Raw genomic sequence first — 20,504 nt, 5'->3', positions numbered from 1 at the left:
GGGTTGTAGTTTTGGCACAAAAAAACTACCTCAAGGGTAGCATTTCTAAGAAATCTGATAAATAAGCGGTTTTTGCTTAGAAATAAAAATTTAACAATGCCGGGCTATGATTGAAAACCCATTACATACTAACGAACCAAAGTGGCACCTTAATTTGCTAATTGTCTTGTGCTTTTCCACAATTTTACTGGCTGAGTAGGTTAGTGGTATTTGTGCAAAGAGATTTCAATTTAATCACTAGCATCTAATCTTAGCTGAACTTAGCAGCATTATTGTTTGGCTAAGCCTAAGCTTGGTTAGCAAAGCCACACTTTAGCGAAAACTTCGCCAGGCCAGGGCTTGATCCACGCTTGGGCTTGTCCCAGGCCTGGGCTTTAGCCCAGGCTGGGGCTTGGCCAGGGGATGGGATTAGAAGTAAGAGCTGATGCGCTTTAAGAGGGCCAGGGATTGAGTGTCTTTATCGTTGATGTTATCAAAGAGCATTTGGCACTCTTGAACTACGCTGCTGCTGCGGCGCTTGAGCTGCTCATTACAATAATCAAGATAGTTCTTGCGCTCGGCATCAAAACAAGCACCAGGAAAATTCTCATTGATATAGCACATCACAAAAGCACTAAACTTAGTGCTGTTATTAGCTATGCTTGAGATATTGGTCTCGGTTCTTAAATCATGGCGTGATAAGCGCTCAAACACTTGCTGCTCTTGGGCATTTAAATGCTTAAAGAAACTTTTATAAAAAGGTAAGTCTCGCTCACCAATTACCCAATCATCTGCCTTATTAGAAAGCTCGTTAAGCTTAGCCTCATTTAGGCGCTTTAAGACCTCATTTAAATCAAATTTATGCTCTACTTGGCGCTCTTTAGTCAAAATGGTTAAAGGAGCTACTAAAGGAGCAAAATCAAGATTAATAGTGTCTAATACCATCTCACTGCTATTAGCTTTAATGACCTTTACTATTCTGCCATCAGCGCTAACATCAATAACTTTTACTACGTACAGCCCCTTGTCATCCAAATAAACATAGCAGTTATTTACTACTAGGCCTAGACGCTTGTCCCTTGGCTTAGTTAAAAAGGCCATGATTTTAGGATCTTGGGCTAATAAGTGCTGATAGATAAAATGCAAAGCCTCAGTTCGGTTGAGCTGATTAGATAAATCCCCTTTAAAGCCTAAATCTTTAGCCACTTGATTAAGATTGGTAATTTGCTTTAAACGGGTATTGCCAAAATAAGCACAGGTATTGAGAGCTACTTTTAAATCAATTACATAATTAAAGCGCTCAAAGAAATCATCGTAATAAAAGTTTTGAATAGCCATGGCATTTAAAACACTCATATGCCTAAAAGCAAATGAGATTAAAATGTCTTGATCTGAAGTTCTAGTAAGTTGGTTACTACACTCACTTACAAACTCCAAAGAGCTCATGCCATGCTTAAGATTGAAAGGATCAATATGCTGTTTAAATAAATAAACAGGCGAGACAATGCTATGCAAAGGGATCTTGCTTAATAAGAGCTTTTTAACCGTAGCATATTCCAAGGAAACACCATCAGGAATACGTAAAATACTCAATCCTGCTAAGCGTGCCTTGATTGAAGGGGCACTTAAAGGAAGAGGCAATACATAAAATAGGTTACGGCTCACAAGCTCACTCCAATTATATGGCTAGGCTAATAATCCCACGATTAATTACAGGGCCCTATTCTATCATATGCAAAAACCGCAATGCAGTAGCTACCACATTGCGGTTTTAATAAAGAGCTTACACTTTAACTAAGCCTGAGCTTTTTTCTTAGTTGTAGTGCTCTTAGTTGACTTAGCTCTGGTAGTCTTGGCCTTAGTCTTAGGAGCATCCTCGCTATCGCTAGCACTAGCACTAGACTTGCCTTTACCTAATTCAGCCTCACGCCAAGAGTTAGTCTCAGGTGCGTAGTAAGCAGCCCACTTAGTTTGCTTACCCTCTGGATTTACTGAGGATAAGTATTGCTCTTTGAGCTTACGAGAGAAGCGCACCTCAGCAGGATTACCATTAGGATCGTATTCAGGGCCATTAGCTAAATAATAGAACTTAGGAGAAATACGATCGATAAAGCGCTTGAGCTCTATAACCTTAACAGGTCTAGTTTCACGCACCTTAGGGAAATCATGAGCAGCTAAGAAGATACCTGTAGCACCATCACGTAAAACATAATGTGACTCTGGGTTCTTATCACAAGGCAACTCTGGTAAATCAACAGCATCCTCACGTGGAGGGGCTACATCACCATTCTTTAAGATCTTGCGAGTATTCTTACAGGCCTCATTAGTACATAACATGTAGCGGCCAAAACGACCCTCTTTTAAGACCATGTCATGACCGCACTTTTCACAAGCGATCACAGGGCCTAGAGCGACCTCATTAGAGTAGTCACCTTCCTCTCTGGTATAGCCATCGCATACAGGAGCATTAGAACATAAGTAAATCTTATGATTCTTATCAATCAAATAGCCATCCATCTTAGAGCCGCACTTAGGACAGCGCTTGCTGCCTAAGAGCAACTTAGTTTCGGTGGCCTCGTCCATTTCCTTATCCTCAGGAATATCATTTTCATGAGTTGGAGTAAGGTTAATGGTACAACGGCAACGCTCTGTAGCCTTGACCTCAGTGTCATGATAGCCCATACAGCTTAAGAAACTGCCAGTACGTCCCATATGAATAGCCATATGGTATTTATGGCAAGTAGGACAGATAATGTCAGTTTCAATAGCTCTATTATTAGGCATACCGCCCTGCTCATATGGAAGCTGAGCCTTGGTGAGATGATCTGAAAAGTCCTTATAGAACTCATCGAGGCTAGCAAGCCAATTACGACGGCCTGCGGCAATCTCATCTAAAGACTCCTCCATAGAGGCAGTGAAATGATAGTCCATTAAATTAGCAAAACTATAACGCAATCTATCAGTTACAATTTCGCCCATCTTGGTAGCAAAGAAGCGGTTGCGCTCTACCTTTACATAGCCACGCTCTTGAATGGTATTAATAATGGCAGCATAGGTTGATGGTCTACCAATACCATCTTTTTCAAGCTCTTTAACCAAGGTAGCCTCAGAGTAACGTGCTGGAGGCTGAGTAAAGTGCTGAGCTGGAATTAGAGCAGTAAGAGCTAAGATATCACCCTCTTTTACCGCAGGTAAAATAGCATCTTCACTCTTATTACCTAATACTCTTCTAAAGCCGTCAAATAGCTCAGTTCTACCAGTAGCACGCAGCACATAATCACCTGCCACCACACTAATGGAGCGGGACTCATATTGCTGGTTAGACATTTGACAAGCTAAATAGCGCTCATAAATTAATTGGTATAGTCTTTGGCCATCACGATCTACTGTGCTTGGTAAAGACTTCATCTCTGGATGAGATGGTCTAATAGCTTCGTGAGCCTCTTGAGCTGACTCTTTAGATTGATAGTAATTTGGAGTATCAGGTAAATACTGCTTACCAAATTGCTCTTCAATAATGGAGCGAGCTGCGTTGATAGCATCTTGAGATAAGTTCACACTATCAGTACGCATATAAGTAATAAAACCACCTTCGTACAGACGTTGAGCTACAGTCATAGTACGCTTAACGCTAAAGCCTAAGCGCTGGTTAGCTGTCTGTTGCAAAGTAGAGGTGGTAAAAGGTGCAGGAGCATGAGCACTGCCCTTTTTAGAGTCAATCTTGCTAACAACAAATTGTTGAGCTTGGAGTTCATTAACAATAGCCTGGGCCTCAGTAGCATTGTTAATCACTACTTTATTTTTACCCTTAGTAGCTAAAGATAAAGGCAACTCCTCTTTGTTAGGAGTAAGAGTATTAGCACCAATAGTCCAATACTCCTCTGGGATAAAGGCTTTAATTTCACGCTCACGATCTACAATCAACTCTACAGCAACTGATTGTACACGACCTGCTGATAAGCCACGGCCTACCTTTTCCCATAGTAAAGGAGACACCATAAAGCCCACTACACGATCTAAGAAGCGTCGTGTTTGCTGGGCATTTACCATGTCCATATTTACCTGACCAGGGTTATCAAAGGCCTTTTTAATAGCACTCTTAGTGATTTCAGGATACTTTACACGCCAAAAAGGCTTATCAGCATCACTCTTTGACGAGAGGATCTCTTTTAAGTGCCAAGCAATAGCCTCTCCTTCACGATCCAAGTCAGTTGCCAAATAAACAGCGTCACACTCTTTGGCAAGACGCTTAAGTTCAGATACTACTGATACCTTATCTGGCATAATTTCATAACGGGCCTTCCAATTATTTAATGGATCGATGCCCATACGATCGAAAAGTGCATTACGCTTTTGCTCCTCGGTCTTTTTTACACGGCTACGAGTAGCCTCACCAGTAGCTTTACTTGTTTTACTAGCACCTGAGGGCAGATCGCGAATATGACCGACGCTGGCTTTAACAATGTAGTTCTCGCCCAAATAGCCATTAATAATTTTGGCTTTGGAAGGAGACTCCACAATAACTAACGCTTTACCCATTCTTTTCCTCGACCAAAGAGTACTTCCTGTTCACTAAATAAATGCTATGTTAAGTAAATTACTTAACAAGAAATTTTGCTCTATATTTTCATCAGAGGCTTTAAGCTGATAAGCCTTATCTGTAGGCTCATTTTAGAGCTTAATAAGATAGGCTTGATTTAGCATTATTGCTAACGCTATATATTAGGCTAGCTCACTTAAGGCTAGTGAGCAAGTATATTTAATGACAAATAATGTTGGCTAACCAAAAAATTGCAGGTAAAAATTTATCTTTTGTTAGTCAATCTATAGCATATCTAAGCAAAAAATTTGTCTTTTTAGCTATAGATCTAAGCTAGCTTCACTTTTGTGCAAAATTTAGCGTTAGCTCACAAAATGCCCAACAAAATGGCACAGCAAAACCAACACCTCATATAGAACCAAAAGTTATCCAGCCTCAAACACGAGATTGACTATTATGTATTCTTGGCTTAAGACACTAACAAACCCAATATCCTAAGCCAAATATACGCAATAATTAACTGGCTTAACAAAGTACGTTTTTCAGACAAAAACGTACTTTGTAAGCTCAATAGATCTCTATTATTACTTTAAGCGCATAAAGCTATTTTGCTCAGCTTCATCTAAGCACTCGCTCACTTGCTCAGAGCGTACTTTGCTGATTACAGATGATAAATAGCTCTTAGGCATAATTTTAGAAAGCAGATTCTTTTTCTCTACCTTCTTGTACTTTAACTTTAAGGCACTATTCTTAGTAACAGCCATACGCTTAGCTAAGTACTCATCAGAGGTAGCAATTTCATCTACCAAGCCTAATTCCTTAGCATCAACAGCCAACCAGTGTTCACCAGTAGTAACTTTTTCAGCATCAAGATTAGGGCGATAGCGTAGCACCTGCTCTTTAAAACGAGTATGTACAGCCTCGAGCTCTTCTTTGAACTTCTTACGGCCCTCTTCGGTATTTTCACCTAAAACAGATAAGGTACGCTTGTACTTACCAGCAGTAATTTGCTCATAATCAACATCAAAGCGCTTTAACACCTTTCTAAAGTTTGGCACACCTGCAATAACGCCAATAGAACCAATATATGAGAAAGGAGCTGCAACAATCTTATCAGCCACACAAGCCATTAAATAACCACCAGAGGCAGCAACCTCATCAACGGTTACGGTAAGCTTAATATCACGATCTCTAATACGCTGTAATTGAGAAGCGCATAGACCATAAGAGTTAACTAAACCACCTGGAGACATGAGATTAACTACTACCTCATCATCCTTGGTAGCCACGTCTAAAATAGCATCAATCTTAAGGCGTAATTCTTTAAACTCTTTACCCTTAGTAGAGCCTCTAAAATCAATAACATAGAGATTATTTGGGCAAAACTCACCTGCTTGGTTCTTTTGCTCTAAGGAATTTACTAATTCATTGCGCTCTTCACGCTCTTTAGCCACAGCATCTTTCTTGCCTTGCTTAGAATTAGCCTTTTTAGCCTCAGCCTTATCTTCTTTAACTAAGCCGACCTTAAGCTCCTTTTTATGCAACAACTCATCAGGATTAGCCTTCTTTAAGCTCTTAGTCATTAGCTCTTTACGTTTTTTGGCAGCTTTCTTTAAATCTACTACCACTAATGAGCCTTCTGGATTTTGTGGCTTTTTATTCTTAGCAACTAAACCAACAATAACCAGGATAGGAACCAATACTACTGCTAGCACAATGCCGCCTTTAATAACAAAGCCGAGCAAATCGAGGAAAAACTCCGCCATTATCTACATCCTCAAAAAAATTAACTATGAAACTAACTATAAAATAAAGCCAAATTGAGTATTTTGCTACTCAACTTGGCCTTATATTACGCACTATAGTGCTAAAAATAAACTAATTAACGCTTGCCTCTAAAGCTATGGCTGTCTCTACGAGGGCCACGCTCACGGCGTTCACCAAAGCTACGCTCACGACGCTCACCATCACGGCGTGGGCCACGCTCGCCAAAACTACGCTCACGACGTTCACCAAAGCTACGCTCACGACGCTCACCCTCACGGCGTGGGCCACGCTCGCCAAAACTACGCTCACGGCGTTCGCCCTCACGACGAGGGCCGCGCTCACCAAAGCTGCGCTCACGGCGCTCACCATCACGGCGTGGGCCTCGCTCGCCAAAACTACGCTCACGGCGCTCACCCTCACGACGTGGGCTACGCTCACGGCGCTCACCATCACGGCGAGGGCCACGGTCATGGCGGTGGGCACTACGCTCATTACCAAAGCCAGACATCTCATTAACAGCACTGCGACGACCCGCAAAGTCCCCCAGTTCATCAAGGTTTTCACCCCATGAGGTAGTCTCTAATGCTTGCTCTGGCTCTGCTTTATTAAAATCAGTGCGCTGATAGGACTTAACTTCGTTGTTGTGATAGCCTGTAGGTAATTTACCCTCTTTACGGGCCTGAGCTACAGCGCTAACCACTGCATCAACCATAGGGTCTTGATCTGCACCAACATCAGCATTAGCTAAAGCATCCATATCATCATAGCTAGACTCTACAGAATCAGCTAAGTCATTGCTGTCGCTTTCGCTATCAATATTGCTTTGGCCCTTATTGGCTAAATGGGCAAAACGCTCATTGGCAAAATTTTGGCCCTCTGGAGTTAAAAGAACCCCATCATCGGTAATTTCTACAAAGCGCTGCTTATATAAAGCACCTAAAGCCTTCTTAAAGCGGCCTTTGGACATCTTTAAGTATTCTTCAATTTTCTCTGGCTCAGACTTATCATTAAAGTCAAACTTACCCTCGGAGAAATAAAGAGCTTGTAAGATATCTAAAGAAGCATGCTCTACACCCTCACGACCAGCCTCTTGCAGAGAAATATCTAAGCGACCATCAGGACGAACAGTCTTTACAAAACCATCATAGCGCTTGCCAATAATAAGCTCACCCTTTTGCTCGGACTGATAAATAAGTCCGTACACCTTATCATCAACAATTACTCTAAAGCCTAAAGGAGTATGGGCTACAGCAACAATCTTAACGCGCTGATTGTCCTCAAACTCATGAGGGAAGGACTTATCACGAATGTAGCGGTTAAAGCACTGAGTACCGAATAGACGGCCTAAGTTATCAATGCACACCAATACTAGAGCATTATCGCCCTCATACATTCTAAAGCGCTGCTCAGATACAGGTAAAACTAGCTCTTTTGGAATACCTAAATCTAAGTAGGCAGTACCATTTTCCACGCTATTAATACGTAAGTTGCCAGTCATACCAAGCTCAATATAAGGGCGACGGGCGGTAGCTAAAGTACGCTCACCATCCTTATATAAGAAGACACGAATTAAATCGCCCTCTTGAGCCTCATCAGGTAATTGGCTACGTGGAATAAATAAAGGGCCATGATCTTTGGCATCAACAAAAGCACCCTTTTCAGTGATTTCGCAAATAGCAAGCTCAGTCATACGGCCAATAGGCACTTCGCACTCATAAATAGTGCGAGCATCAGTTACTACACGCTCAGGACGACTGTTAGAGGAATCAAAATCTCCTGCAACATCATAAAGGTTTTGTGCATCCATACGTGGAGCACGCTCACGGCGTGCACCGCCCCTATCTTCACGACGTGGGCCACGTTCACGGCGTTCGCCAAAGCTACGCTCGCCCTCACGGCGTGGGCCACGTTCACGGCGCTCACCAAAGCTACGCTCGCCATCACGGCGTGGGCCACGCTCACGACGTTCGCCAAAGCTGCGCTCTTTACGCTCGCCAAAGCGATCTTGGTCTTTGTTTTGGGACATTAAAGAACCTTTAGTCCAAGGAGTAGCCTCTACTTTGCGCTCTTTAGAGGCAGAGAGTTCTCTTTGCTGCTGAGCTTGAGCTTGCTCTTGAGCTCGCTTTTGGAAACGGGATAAAGGTTTGATATTAGAAGAAGAAACAGAAGACTTGTTTAATGAAAGCTTAGAATTGTTTTCGTTATTATGCATTTAAATCGTCCTGCACTATACATTCGTCTTTGCCTGTAAAATAAGTCGCTAGAGAGGAGCTATAAAAAGCTTTAGAACAGAGATTAATCTTGGCAAAGGAATATTATTTAGTGCTTAGTTAGTGGCCCACCACTTGATGGGTCTGATAGCTTGTATCTTAGAGAGATATGCAAGCAATAGCAAATGTTTTTTGCAAAAACACAAAGGGCAGACTGAAATCAGCCTGCCCCATGCGGCGCTATAGCGCTAGCGTAACTGCCTATAATAGGCTTCGTTTAATTAAACGCGTTGGAAATCAACGTGAATTACGCGAGAGGTAACTGGATGACGTTGCATAGCGATTGGCTTAACAACGATCTGGTTGCCGTCTAAGTTTAAGGTTACGTTCTCAGTGAAGAACTCTGGCTTGGTAGTAGCCTGGATTAACTTCTTCTCGTCTAAGATTACGCTAACAGTCTCTTGACCCTTGGCGATAATGATTGCTGGGATCTGCTCTGCACGACGAAGGCGGCGGCTCGCACCTCTCCCCAAGTCATTGCGAACTTGAACGTCTAAAGTAATAGCCATGATTCGATACTCTCGTACTGTTTTGATGGTTATGCTAAATGTCTGCGACCGGAGCATTTAGCTAAGACATCTGCCTAAAAAACCCAAGCTAGAAATTGACACGAAAACGTATTTATTACTAACTATAAAACTTAAACTCTTTTAAGTTTAAGCCCTTAAATTGGTCTTATCGGCCCGAAAAAAGAAAAAGCGCTCTTGGCGCTTGAAAACTGGTCGGTGATGCAGGATTCGAACCTGCGACCCACTGGTCCCAAACCAGTTGCGCTACCGGACTGCGCTAATCACCGACGGCGCACATTTTAATAACTTGCATACCTCTTGTCAACAAATTTTTAAAAATTTTTTACCCCCAAGAGCTAGCTTGTGTAATGCTAAAAGCTAAATGACTAAGATAGTCTAATGATAATGCTTTGCTATTAGCTTGATCATGGGATTTTATGACGTAAAATAGAGCCCAATTCCACTTTTATTTTCGGTTTATTGCCTGGAGGCTATTGTGACCACAAGCTTTGTACGTCCATCCAAAGATGAGTCTTTTATGGAAATTGCTGAATCTGTTTCCATGCGTTCTACTTGTTTACGTCGTAGATATGGTGCTGTTATTGTCTCCAAAGATGGCCGTATTGTTTCAACTGGATATAACGGCGCACCTCGTCACAGAGACAACTGCTCTGATTTAGGCATTTGTTTACGTGATGAGCTTAAGGTAAAGCCAGGCACCCATTATGAAATTTGCCGTGCTGTACATGCTGAGGCTAATGCCATTATTAATGGCAATCCATTAGATATTATTGGTGGTACCCTCTATTTATGTGGTACTGATGCTGCTACCAATGAGCCAACTAAGAATATTAGTCCATGCGCCATGTGTGAGCGTCTTATTTTAAATGCTCAAATTGAGCGTGTTGTAATGCGTGATGCTAACAAGAAGTTAGTAGAAATTAATCCACTTGATTGGGATGATGATAGCCGCTTAATTGAAGAGCACCGTCGTAATATGGGGCTTACCAATAACGAAAACCAAAGCGTGGACGATAAGATTGAGGCTATTACCAGCATTCGTGCCATCAAGCCAGGCAGCTCCTGCTGCGGTGGCGGTTGCTGCGGTTAAAACAAGACTTTGCACCCAAGCCTTGCCATAGGCCACGGGCCATAGAGCATGGCCTATATGGCCATGCCGTGCCATGCCATGCCAAGCCAGGTCTTGGCTGGCCATGCCAGGCTCCAGTCCATGCCAGGACTGGCATGGCAGGGATATGTCTGTCAGGCAATTACCTGATCTGGGGTGCTTTAGCAAAAGTAATAGCTACGTGATAATTTGAATAAGAAAGGCTGTGGTACCTAGGTACTACAGCCTTTTTTTGTGTTTTCTAAATATGGAATTTTAATTAAAGATCCTTAATAGCATCTTTCATGGAGCGCACATAAGCACCTACATGAGATGGCGCTTCTTTGCCATAAGCAGCTATGATCTTGACAATGGCTGAGCCGACAATGGCACCGTCAGCTAAAGAGGCCATGGCTTGCGCTTGTTCTGGGGTAGAAATACCAAAACCTACGGCACAAGGAATATTAGTATTAGCTCTTACTACTTTGACTATACTACCAATATCAGTACTAATATGGTCTCTAACGCCAGTTACACCTAAGCTTGAGACAATATAGACAAAGCCTCGAGCATGCTTAACTATCTTGGCAATACGATCCTCAGAGGTAGGAGATACTAAGCTTATCATTTCAACATTATGCTTAAGGGCGCTTTGCTCAAACTCCCCCATTTCCTCAAAAGGCACATCAGCAAGCACAATGCCGCTTATACCTACTTGAGCGCAACGCTCAAAGAAAGCATCACAACCATAGGAAAATACTACATTAGCGTAAGTCATAAAGACCAGAGGAATACTAACCTCAGTTCTTATTTGCTCTACGGTCTTAAACACATCATCGGTGGTGACTTCATTTTTAAGCGCACGTACATTTGCTTCCTGAATTACAGGGCCCTCAGCTGTAGGGTCGGAAAAAGGAATGCCCAGCTCAATAATATCAGCCCCATTGTCAGCCGCTGCTTTTACTATTTGCACTGTAGTTTGCAAATCAGGGTCGCCACAAGTAATAAACGGAATAAAAGCTTTGCCGTTTACAAAAGCATCAGAAATCTTACTCATGGATCACCTCTCCTCTATAGCGGGCAATAGCAGCTACATCTTTATCACCACGTCCTGATAAGTTAACTACAATAATTTTATCTTTACCCATAGTAGGAGCCAACTTCATAGCATAGGCTACGGCATGGGCTGACTCAATTGCAGGAATAATACCCTCACAACGAGCTAAGTACTCAAAGGCGTTTACCGCCTCCTCATCGTTGATAGGCACATATTGGGCTCGACCTATATCATTAAGGTGAGCATGCTCAGGTCCAATGCCAGGATAATCTAAGCCTGCGCTAATGCAGTAAACAGGAGCAATTTGGCCATATTTGTTTTGGCAAAAATATGATTTCATGCCATGGAAAATACCAAGCTTACCTACACTCATAGTAGCTGCGGTATCTTTGGTATCTACGCCCTTACCTGCACCCTCACAACCAATAAGCGCAACCTCAGGATCATTAATAAAATGATAAAAAGCACCTATAGCATTAGAGCCGCCGCCCACGCAAGCAAGTACAGCATCAGGTAAACGACCTTCCTTTTGTAGTATTTGCTCTTTAATTTCTTTAGAAATTACCGCTTGGAAATCACGAACAATAGTTGGGAATGGATGTGGGCCCATTACTGAACCTAAGCAATAATGAGTATGGCCAACATTAGTACACCAATCTCTCATGGCCTCTGATACCGCATCTTTTAAGGTAGCAGTGCCACTATCTACAGGATGGACTTTGGCACCTAAAAGCTTCATACGATAGACATTTAAGGCCTGACGCTCAGTATCCTCACGACCCATGTAAACATCACACTCAAGGCCCATTAAAGCTGCTGCGGTAGCTGAGGCTACGCCATGTTGACCTGCACCAGTTTCAGCTACTAAACGGGTTTTACCCATCTTTTTAGCCAGTAAGGCCTGACCTAACACATTGTTAATCTTATGAGCACCAGTGTGGTTTAAGTCCTCACGCTTTAAATAAATCTTGGCACCGCCCAGATCTGCTGTCATTTTCTCAGCAAAATAAAGCATAGAAGGACGATTAGCATAATCGTTAAAGAGAGAGGTTAATTCTTGATTAAATTGAGGATCATTTTTGTAATGATCATAGGCTTGTTCCAGCTCGATAATGGCATTCATCAAAGTTTCAGGCACATATTGACCACCATGAATACCAAAGCGTCCTTTTTGATTTGTCATGACTTAATACCTCGTGATTGCGGCCTTACACACACACTCATAGCCACAATCTTTAGCCAGGGATAATTTTCCCCTCTCCATCACTCAATTAATGCCTAAGGTTTAGGCCCATTAGTGCGCCTATCCAGTGGCACTCATGCGCCTTTGCTCGCATAGCACCTTGTACTCTTGCACGCTACTGCGTGGGCTATTTTTTGCCCTTGTGCCCTTGTGCACTTAAACTGTTGCACCTATTGAGCCTTGGCACATTGGTTTTTAAGCAGCGCTGCTGCGGGATGTTGCGGCGCTGTTGCTGCGCTGCGGTGCTGGTGCACGGCTGCGGTGCTGGTGCTGGGAAATGGAGGGTGAAAACTAGAACATTAATACTTATTGCTAGTTTGCTTTAATAAGAATGATCTATGCTGGCCACGAGGGCCCAAGTTAACTTGGGACTTAATTTAAAGCTCATAAGAGCCACCTTTTAGTATTAATAAGATTAAGCATTACGAAGCATATTAAGATGGGCTGTTTTGTTGTCAGCTCTCATTAAGCTTTCACCTACTAAAATAGCATTAACTCCTGCTTTTTTGAGGGCTTGCACATCAGAGGCGCAACTAACGCCACTTTCGGCCACAAAAAGCACATCTTGGGGCACTAATTGACGCAAACGGGTGCTATTTTGGGTATCTACAGTAAAGTCTTTTAAATTACGATTGTTAACTCCGATTAATCTAGCACCTACACTAAGGGCCATTTCAATCTCTTGAGCATCATGAGCCTCAACTAAAGCACTTAGCTCTAGTTGGTCGCACAGTTTAATCATATGTAAAAGCTCATCTTTACTAAGTAAAGAGCAAATTAACAATACAGCACTGGCACCTAAGAGCTTAGCTTCATAAATTTGATAATCACTGACAGTAAAGTCCTTACGTAATACAGGTACTTTTACTTCCTTAGCTATTTGCTCTAAATAGCTATCACTACCTAAAAACCACTTAGGCTCGGTGAGCACGCTAATACCATCAGCCCCTGCACTTTCATACTCTTTTGCAATAGCTAAATAAGGAAAGTCCTGAGCAATAATGCCTTTGGATGGTGAGGCCTTTTTACACTCACCAATAATGGCAATTTGGCCTAGCTCATTACGTCTTTTTAAAGAACGCTCAAGAGCAAAAGGCTCTAAGGCTAAGGAGCACTCTTTAGCTAAAGACTGACACTTTTCAAAAGAAAGCTTTTGCTGCGCTATAGCTACACGCTCACGGGCATGGGCTGCTAATTTATCTAAAATATTCACCCTAATGCTCCTGTTCCTTGTTAGTTTTAATTTCGTTGCTCACTTGCACTAACTTATCTAAAGTGTCGATAGCTTTATGCTCATCAATCAAAGAAGCAGCTAGTTCTATACCTTGAGCTATAGAGGCAGCAGCACCACCTAAATACAAAGAGGCACCAGCATTTAACAAGACCACATTACGCTTATGGCCTAAAATTTGACCTGATAAAATACCTCTGGTAATAGCAGCATTTTCCTCAGGAGTACCACCCTTTAAAGCTTCTTTAGTACAGCGCTCCATACCAAATTGCTCAGGAGTGATTTCAAAGGTACGATACCAGCCGTCTTTAAACTCGCAAATGGTAGTAGGAGCCGATAAGGATATTTCATCAAGCTTATCCTTACCAAATACCACCATGCCACGCTTTATACCCAAGCTCATTAAAACCTTGGCTAAAGGCTCAACCAAATACTCATCATAAACGCCTAGTAGCTGGATTTTAGGACTTGCAGGGTTGGTCAAAGGGCCCAAAATATTAAATACTGTTCTAAAGCCTAATTCTTTACGAATTGCACCTACATACTTCATGGATGAGTGATACTTTTGGGCAAAGAAAAAGCACATACCTACTTTATCTAATAAAGTTAAACATTCTAAAGGTGATAAATCAATATTAACGCCCAAGGCCTCTAAGCAATCAGCAGTACCACATAAAGAAGAGGCTGCTCTATTGCCGTGTTTAGCCACTTTTAGGCCACCTGCGGCGCAAATTAGGGCTGTAGTAGTTGAGATATTAAAGCTATGGGCATTATCACCACCTGTACCTACAATTTCAAACACATCATAAGGGGTAGGCACTTTAGTGGCGTGATCTCTCATAGCCGAGGCACAACCAGCAATCTCATCAATAGTTTCTGCACGAGCACTCTTAGTAGATAATGCTGCTAAAAAGGCTGCATTTTGGGTAGCTGTTGTTTGGCCTGTCATGATTTCATTCATCACGGCATAAGCCTCATCAAAGCTTAAATCTTGTTTATTAACAATTTTTACAATAGCTTCTTTAATCATTTTCTCTCTTGCCTTAACTGGTGCTGACCCTACAGCTAAATTAAGCCTAAAGCTTAAAGCTTAAAGCTTAACACTGTAGGGCTCATACTTGCTCTAAGTGCGGCTGCGCTTAGCGCCCTGCGCTTGCGCAATGGGATTGCGTCCCTTGTATCCTACGCAAGGAGCGGTGCAAGCTTGGCCATACGCAATGCGCCATGGGCCTTGTGCCCATGGGTGTATGGTGGCATGAGCCCATGCACCCATGCGCATGGGCCAATGCGCTTTGCGCTTGCTATAGAGCTAAGAAATTAGCAATCATTTGCTGACCATCTGGGGTCATGATGGACTCAGGATGGAATTGCACTCCATAGATAGGATAATGGCGGTGAGCTACGGCCATAACTTCATTATTTTCCGTTTTAGCCGTCACCACCAACTCATCAGGCAGAGTATCTTCTTGCACGCATAAGGAATGATAGCGTGCTACTAAAGTACGCTCAGGCAAGTGGTGAAATAAGGGACAAGTATTATCCAACTCTACCAAAGATTGCTTTCCATGCATTAACTTAGGAGCATAAGTTACCTTGGCTCCAAAGGCAGCACAAATGGCTTGATGGCCCAAACATACGCCTAAGAGCGGTATGGTACGACCTAAAGTTTTAGGTAGCGACATAATAATGCCCGCATCCTCAGGACGACCAGGGCCTGGAGAGATAATAATCTTTTCAGGATTTAATTTAGCTATATCCTCAACAGTCATTTCATCATTGCGAATTACTTTTAAGTCGCTATTAATCTGACCAATAAGCTGATACAAATTGTAAGAAAAGCTGTCGTAATTATCGATTAATAAGATCATTTACAGCTCCTCATTATCTTGTGCCATGGTTAAAGCATTAATTACAGCTTTAGCTTTGTTAATGCACTCTTGGTACTCATTTTGACCAATAGAGTCAGCAACAATGCCCGCTCCTGAACGTACATGAACTTTACCATCTAACAAATAGGCTAAACGTATAGCAATACACATGTCCATATTGCCTGTAAAGTCAATGTAGCCAAAAGCACCGCCATAAATACCACGCTCTACCCCTTCTAATTGACCAATCAATTGACAGGCACGAATTTTAGGAGCTCCCGATAAAGTACCTGCTGGCAACACAGCAGCAATAGCATCTAAGGCATCACAATGAGGGGCAATTTCTCCTCTTACAGTGGAGCCCATATGCATAACATGGCTATAGCGCTCAATGCTATGTAATTTAGTGACCTGAACACTACCAAAAGAACAAATCTTGCCTAAATCATTACGACCTAAATCCACTAGCATATTATGCTCAGCTAGCTCTTTTTCATCATGCAAGAGCTCAAAAGCAAGACGCTCATCCTCTTGTTCATTATGTCCTCTAGGTCTGGTTCCAGCTAAAGGAAAAGTATGAACAATGCCATCTTGTAGTTTAACTAAGGTCTCGGGAGAAGCTCCTGCCACCTCAATCTTATTACTACTAAAGAAGAACATATAAGGTGATGGATTAGTTGTACGTAAGATACGGTAAGTATTTAGTAAAGAGCCATCAAAAGGTACGCTAACCTTATTAGAAAGTACTATTTGAAAAATATCACCCTCATGGATATAGCGCTGGGCTTTTTCTACCATGGAGCAATATTGCTCTTTACTAAAGAGAAACTCAATCTTATCAAGCAAAGGTGACTGCTCTTTGGTCTCTTTGCTTACTTTGCTAAGTGGTACTTGAGCTACTTTATGCAACCCCTCACTTATCTCTTTGAGCTTGGTAATAGCTTGCTCATAAAGCTTTGCTTGCTCTTTACCGTCTTTACTGAGCTTAATATTCACTATTAAGACTATTTTTTGCTTGAGGTGGTCAAAAGCAATTACCTTGTCAAAGAGCATCAGATCAATGTCGTTAAAATGCTCTTTTACTTGATGATTTACCTTGGCTGTAGGTTCAGCATAGGTTAAGTAATCATAGGCAAAATAGCCCACTAAGCCACCAGTAAAACTTGGTAAAAAGTGAAATCTAGGAGCTTTATAATCCTTTAGCAGCTCACGAATATGCTTATTGGGATCGCTGGTGGAAATTTGCTTAGCACCTACTTTCATTACTCCTTCACGGCAGGTAATTTCTAATGAAGGTTGCCATCCTAAAAAAGTATAGCGTCCCCATCGCTCATGGGCGGCAACAGACTCCAAAAGAAAGCACACTTCACCTGCATGCTTGAAATAATTAAGCGCCTGAATAGGAGTACAAAGGTCAGATAAAATCTCACAGCTAATAGGAACTATATGAAATTTTTCCTCTTGAGCTAATTGATTGACCTCTTCTAAGGTAGGTACAAATTTCATAAATAAGAAGGCCTGTAAAAAGACTTGCCAGGTCGAGTCCTAAGCAGTCTTAGCTATAATATAAATCACACACACTAACAATTAACTATCCTTTCTATCTTAAGAAATCAAGAAACTAATTGTCTTGGCCATGCTAACACAGAGTAGAACCCTCTCTTAGCGCTTTGGGCATTACGAGATAAAATTGCACCACTAGTATTCATAAAGATAGCCTCACCAAAATATTGCTCATTGGCCATCATATGCTGTTGGTTATGACTTTGCTTAGTTAGCATGAGCTAAATTTGCGCATAGCTTTGCACCATAAAGGCATATAGTTAAGCTGTTAAGCTCTTAAGCAGGCATTGAGCAGCGCTTAGCAGCGCTTAGGCACTTTAAGAGCAAAAAATTCCCCTTTATTAAGAGAACGCTACTTAGATTTAATCTGTTTCTAATAATGTAATGTTTTAATACAGCAAAATTTAAAGAGCTTAAGAATTTAATACGCTACATTTAACACATGCACATCGTTTAGGAAAAATAATGCACAACTTACTAAACCAAATCTCCTTATATCCTGCCTTTATTTTTGACATGGATGGTACTTTAATTAATTCTGAAATTTGGCATCACAAGGCCTGGAATCACATGGTACAAGAGTTTGGTTGTCCACCTTTATCTGACGAAACTTTAATTGCTTATGGCGGCTTGCCAACTGAGGTGATCTCACAAAAAGTGATTGATACTCACAACCTTAGTGCCAGTGTTGAGCAAATGAGTAAGCGCAAAACCGCTCTCTACCTTAACGAATACATGCCTAAAGCCGAGCCTTTTCCATTTTTCGCCGACTTGCTTAAAGAATTATCCGCATCAGGCAAACGCATTGCCGTAGCAACCAGTTCCCACCAAAAAGAAGCACGCTATTTATTAGAAAAGAATGGTCTTATGCCTTATATTCACGCTTTAGTGACTGGCGAAATGGTGCAAAAAGGCAAACCTAATCCTGATATTTATCTCTTAGCAGCCCATAAGCTTAATGTGGAAGCTCACGACTGCTTAGTATTTGAAGACACTATTGTGGGTATGGCAGGATGCAAAAATGCCCATATGTCAGGCATTAAAGTATTTGATGGTGCTTTCGATTGCGACCACATTATCTCCCCAGACGAGCTCTATGAGCCACGTGAACACTTGCTCTAGCACTAAGTTAAAGCTTGAAATTCTTCATCTCAAACAAAAGGCAAGCCCTCATGTCTCGTGGCTTGCCTTTTGTTTTGAGTATGGCCCTCTATGGATAGTTGCTATCGTGCTTTGATATTCTCAAAAAGATCACCCAAGTAGTTAACCCCTGTGTGATAAGCAACCAGTCCATGCCCAATACCCAGTGCATACACAATGGCAAGCAAAATCAGTGATTGCTTTACCTTAGTTGTGAAAGATACGTCCTTCCCCATATAAAAATAGCGGAACAAAAATAAGCTCAATAGAAATAGCGCTAAAAAGAGCGTGGTATTTTTCACAATAGAAACCACAACAATCAAATAATCCATAATACCTATGCCCCTGCGCTAATTCTTGCCAACTAAAATCTTAAGCTCTTTAAATACCTGTTCTACATATTCTTGAGAGACAGTAAAGTTCTCAAGCGCCATATAGTGACCATGATAAAAGGCCAAAGCAATTAATAAGCAAAAACTAAAAAATGCGGCACAGCGTGATGCCTTCATAAATGCCACTTCTTTTTTCCGATAATATTCTGCTAAAAACTCTGGAGTTTCAGCCTCATGATCAATCTCATATGTCGTATGTACAACTCTGCGTGTACTATAGGAGTTTGTATGGTGGTCATAATACTGCTCATAAGTGTAGAAATGGTCGCTTTTATATTTTCGCTGAATGCTAAAAGAAAACAACATACCAAAACCACATCGAAAGACATAAAAGACTACACATCCGAAAACGAAAAGCAGACCATAGTAGATAAGAAAGATGATAATGATCTGTATATTGTAGACTTGCTCTAAATCATGCATGTGAAGGTACTACTTAAGGCCAAGCTGCTCTTATTTGCTGCCCAGTCCATTCATGGCAAGCTAACTTGCCCTGGCCAGGTCAGGTCTGGTCTGGCAGGTCAGGCCAGTCACTGGCCATGCTAAGCTAAGCTAAGCCAAGCCAAGCCAAGCCCTGGGATGGGCTTAGCTGGGCTTAGCAAGGATACCGAGCTTAAAGCTAAAAGCTTTTAAGGGGCGCTGGTAATGGTGGTTAAGAGGTTGGGGATTGGGGCCTGGGGGTGCCTAATTAAAAGAGGCTTAGGAACCATTCGTATATGGAGCCTAGGAAATTAATTCCCATGAATTGAGCTACATAGCCATTGGCAATGCCGATTACATAGAATATGGCTAGCATGATTAAGGACTTCTTTACCTTTACGAAAAGGGACACTCCTTGTCCTAAATAATAGTAATGAAGCAAGAACAAGCTAAAGAGCACAAAGCCAATTAATACGGTTAGGTTTTGCAATACAGAAATTAAGACTACATCGTTCATATTATTTTCACTCCCCTATGCTACTTTGCAAAATCCTGATAGGCCTCAGCTATACTTTCTAGCTCTTTGTCGGACATGAGAAAGTTTTGAAAGCCCAAATAATTGCCGTGATATAGCACTAGAACTAGCATTACGCCAAATACTAAAAATGCGGTCACCCGTGAGGCTCTAATCTTTCCTAAGATCTTCTGGCGCTCATATTCTTCTAAAAATTCTGGAGTCTCAGCATCTTTGTCAATGACCTCTTTAGTATCGGTGTACCATTTTTTCTTGTAAGTCTTAGTATAAGGATCATAGACCTCTTCATAATCCTCATACTCCACAGTTTTAGTTTTACGTCTCATGGTCGAGCCAACAAAAAGACCGACCACACAGCGCAGTACATAAAAGGAAATACAGGCAATTAGAAACATTTTTCCTAAGTAGAAGCCAAAGAACATTATTAAATCAATTAAAGAGACAGTACTCAAATCAATCATGTGAAAAACTCCAAATGTTGGTAATTGCTGCTATTGTGCAAGATCTCTTTACTTGACTATTAGAGCTATCAATAGATTTTGGAAGCTAGATCTAATTCCTTACCAACTTTTAGGCCAATATTTAGATCTACTCCCTATCTCATCCCTACTTTTGCGCAAAGTGCACTAAAAATAGTCATAATATTAGTAGCGCAGAAACCCCTGTCTTTAGACAGGGGAGGAAGCGCCCTCCTTTTTGATTGCAGTTAAAAATGTTTTCCGCTTTTGAATAAGCTTAAGTTTTTTAGGGGAGATAGATTTGGATATATGTTGACCATCAATGGTTCTAATATCAAAACCTCCATCTTGACGACGTCCCATAATAAAACCTTCTTTTCCATAGCACTTTTTACCAAAACACTTAACTTTATCGAAAAGTCTA

Annotated in this window: 19 protein-coding genes and 1 tRNA gene; 2 read left to right on the top strand and 18 right to left on the bottom strand. The window is 41.6% G+C overall.

Annotated features, from left to right (window positions below):
* Positions 1-408: 408 nt before the first annotated feature.
* The 6 genes from MXE38_RS12530 to MXE38_RS09655 form a co-directional block, all read right to left on the bottom strand.
* Positions 409-1,644 carry a hypothetical protein gene (locus tag MXE38_RS12530; protein ID WP_246914288.1) on the bottom strand — a complete coding sequence of 412 codons (1,236 nt, stop codon included), beginning with the start codon at positions 1,642-1,644 and terminating at the stop codon, positions 409-411.
* 129 nt (positions 1,645-1,773) lie between these two features.
* On the bottom strand, positions 1,774-4,518 hold the full coding sequence (topA, locus tag MXE38_RS09675) for a type I DNA topoisomerase (RefSeq protein WP_281503191.1): 2,745 nt from the start codon (positions 4,516-4,518) through the stop codon (positions 1,774-1,776).
* Positions 4,519-5,103: 585 nt separating this feature from the next.
* Entirely contained in the window at positions 5,104-6,285 is a 1,182-nt protein-coding gene (sohB, locus tag MXE38_RS09670) for a protease SohB (protein ID WP_246914286.1), read from the bottom strand.
* A 116-nt stretch (positions 6,286-6,401) separates the two neighbouring features.
* Entirely contained in the window at positions 6,402-8,498 is a 2,097-nt protein-coding gene (locus tag MXE38_RS09665) for a S1-like domain-containing RNA-binding protein (protein ID WP_281503190.1), read from the bottom strand.
* Positions 8,499-8,777: 279 nt separating this feature from the next.
* Positions 8,778-9,065 (bottom strand): 50S ribosomal protein L25, encoded by a 288-nt coding sequence (gene rplY, locus MXE38_RS09660; protein ID WP_246914283.1) that lies wholly within the window; start codon positions 9,063-9,065, stop codon positions 8,778-8,780.
* Between the two features lie 210 nt (positions 9,066-9,275).
* Positions 9,276-9,352: transfer RNA gene (locus MXE38_RS09655), tRNA-Pro, on the bottom strand.
* Between the two features lie 209 nt (positions 9,353-9,561).
* On the opposite strand from MXE38_RS09655, the gene MXE38_RS09650 reads away from it, so the two are divergent.
* Complete coding sequence (locus MXE38_RS09650) at positions 9,562-10,176, top strand: dCMP deaminase family protein (protein WP_246914281.1); 615 nt, start codon at positions 9,562-9,564, stop codon at positions 10,174-10,176.
* A 277-nt stretch (positions 10,177-10,453) separates the two neighbouring features.
* Here MXE38_RS09650 and trpA read toward each other — a convergent pair whose 3' ends face one another.
* From trpA to MXE38_RS09615, 7 genes are all read right to left on the bottom strand, one after another.
* Positions 10,454-11,230, bottom strand: a complete 777-nt coding sequence (gene trpA, locus MXE38_RS09645) for a tryptophan synthase subunit alpha (RefSeq protein ID WP_246914279.1) — start codon at positions 11,228-11,230, stop codon at positions 10,454-10,456.
* Positions 11,223-12,413 carry a tryptophan synthase subunit beta gene (trpB, locus tag MXE38_RS09640; protein ID WP_246914277.1) on the bottom strand — a complete coding sequence of 397 codons (1,191 nt, stop codon included), beginning with the start codon at positions 12,411-12,413 and terminating at the stop codon, positions 11,223-11,225. Before trpB ends, trpA begins: the two co-directional genes overlap by 8 nt.
* A gap of 475 nt (positions 12,414-12,888) precedes the next feature.
* On the bottom strand, positions 12,889-13,686 hold the full coding sequence (gene trpC, locus MXE38_RS09635) for an indole-3-glycerol phosphate synthase TrpC (RefSeq protein WP_246914276.1): 798 nt from the start codon (positions 13,684-13,686) through the stop codon (positions 12,889-12,891).
* 1 nt (position 13,687) lies between these two features.
* Positions 13,688-14,734, bottom strand: coding sequence for an anthranilate phosphoribosyltransferase (gene trpD / locus MXE38_RS09630; protein ID WP_246914274.1), 1,047 nt, complete (start codon positions 14,732-14,734; stop codon positions 13,688-13,690).
* A gap of 271 nt (positions 14,735-15,005) precedes the next feature.
* Positions 15,006-15,572, bottom strand: coding sequence for an aminodeoxychorismate/anthranilate synthase component II (locus tag MXE38_RS09625; RefSeq protein WP_246914272.1), 567 nt, complete (start codon positions 15,570-15,572; stop codon positions 15,006-15,008).
* On the bottom strand, positions 15,573-17,078 hold the full coding sequence (locus tag MXE38_RS09620; RefSeq protein WP_246914270.1) for an anthranilate synthase component I family protein: 1,506 nt from the start codon (positions 17,076-17,078) through the stop codon (positions 15,573-15,575).
* A gap of 107 nt (positions 17,079-17,185) precedes the next feature.
* The gene (locus MXE38_RS09615; protein WP_246914269.1) at positions 17,186-17,353 is read right to left on the bottom strand and encodes a hypothetical protein; all 168 of its coding nucleotides are present in this window, start codon (positions 17,351-17,353) and stop codon (positions 17,186-17,188) included.
* A gap of 247 nt (positions 17,354-17,600) precedes the next feature.
* Here MXE38_RS09615 and MXE38_RS09610 point away from each other — a divergent pair, with 247 nt between their 5' ends.
* On the top strand, positions 17,601-18,257 hold the full coding sequence (locus tag MXE38_RS09610) for an HAD family phosphatase (protein WP_246914267.1): 657 nt from the start codon (positions 17,601-17,603) through the stop codon (positions 18,255-18,257).
* A 101-nt stretch (positions 18,258-18,358) separates the two neighbouring features.
* On the opposite strand, the gene MXE38_RS09605 is transcribed toward MXE38_RS09610, so the two are convergent.
* The 5 genes from MXE38_RS09605 to MXE38_RS09585 form a co-directional block, all read right to left on the bottom strand.
* Complete coding sequence (locus MXE38_RS09605) at positions 18,359-18,607, bottom strand: hypothetical protein (RefSeq protein WP_246914265.1); 249 nt, start codon at positions 18,605-18,607, stop codon at positions 18,359-18,361.
* Positions 18,608-18,625: 18 nt separating this feature from the next.
* The gene (locus MXE38_RS09600) at positions 18,626-18,973 is read right to left on the bottom strand and encodes a hypothetical protein (protein ID WP_246914264.1); all 348 of its coding nucleotides are present in this window, start codon (positions 18,971-18,973) and stop codon (positions 18,626-18,628) included.
* Positions 18,974-19,355: 382 nt separating this feature from the next.
* Positions 19,356-19,604 (bottom strand): hypothetical protein, encoded by a 249-nt coding sequence (locus tag MXE38_RS09595; protein ID WP_246914263.1) that lies wholly within the window; start codon positions 19,602-19,604, stop codon positions 19,356-19,358.
* A gap of 20 nt (positions 19,605-19,624) precedes the next feature.
* Complete coding sequence (locus tag MXE38_RS09590; RefSeq protein ID WP_246914262.1) at positions 19,625-20,083, bottom strand: hypothetical protein; 459 nt, start codon at positions 20,081-20,083, stop codon at positions 19,625-19,627.
* A gap of 207 nt (positions 20,084-20,290) precedes the next feature.
* A partial coding sequence (locus tag MXE38_RS09585; RefSeq protein WP_246914261.1) for a hypothetical protein occupies positions 20,291-20,504 on the bottom strand: 214 nt, incomplete at its 5' end.

Source organism: Anaerobiospirillum sp. NML120448, assembly GCF_023050945.1.
Taxonomy (GTDB): Bacteria; Pseudomonadota; Gammaproteobacteria; order Enterobacterales; family Succinivibrionaceae; genus Anaerobiospirillum.
Note: the sequence above shows the minus strand (reverse complement) of the source record. Positions and strands in the feature narration are given on the sequence as shown.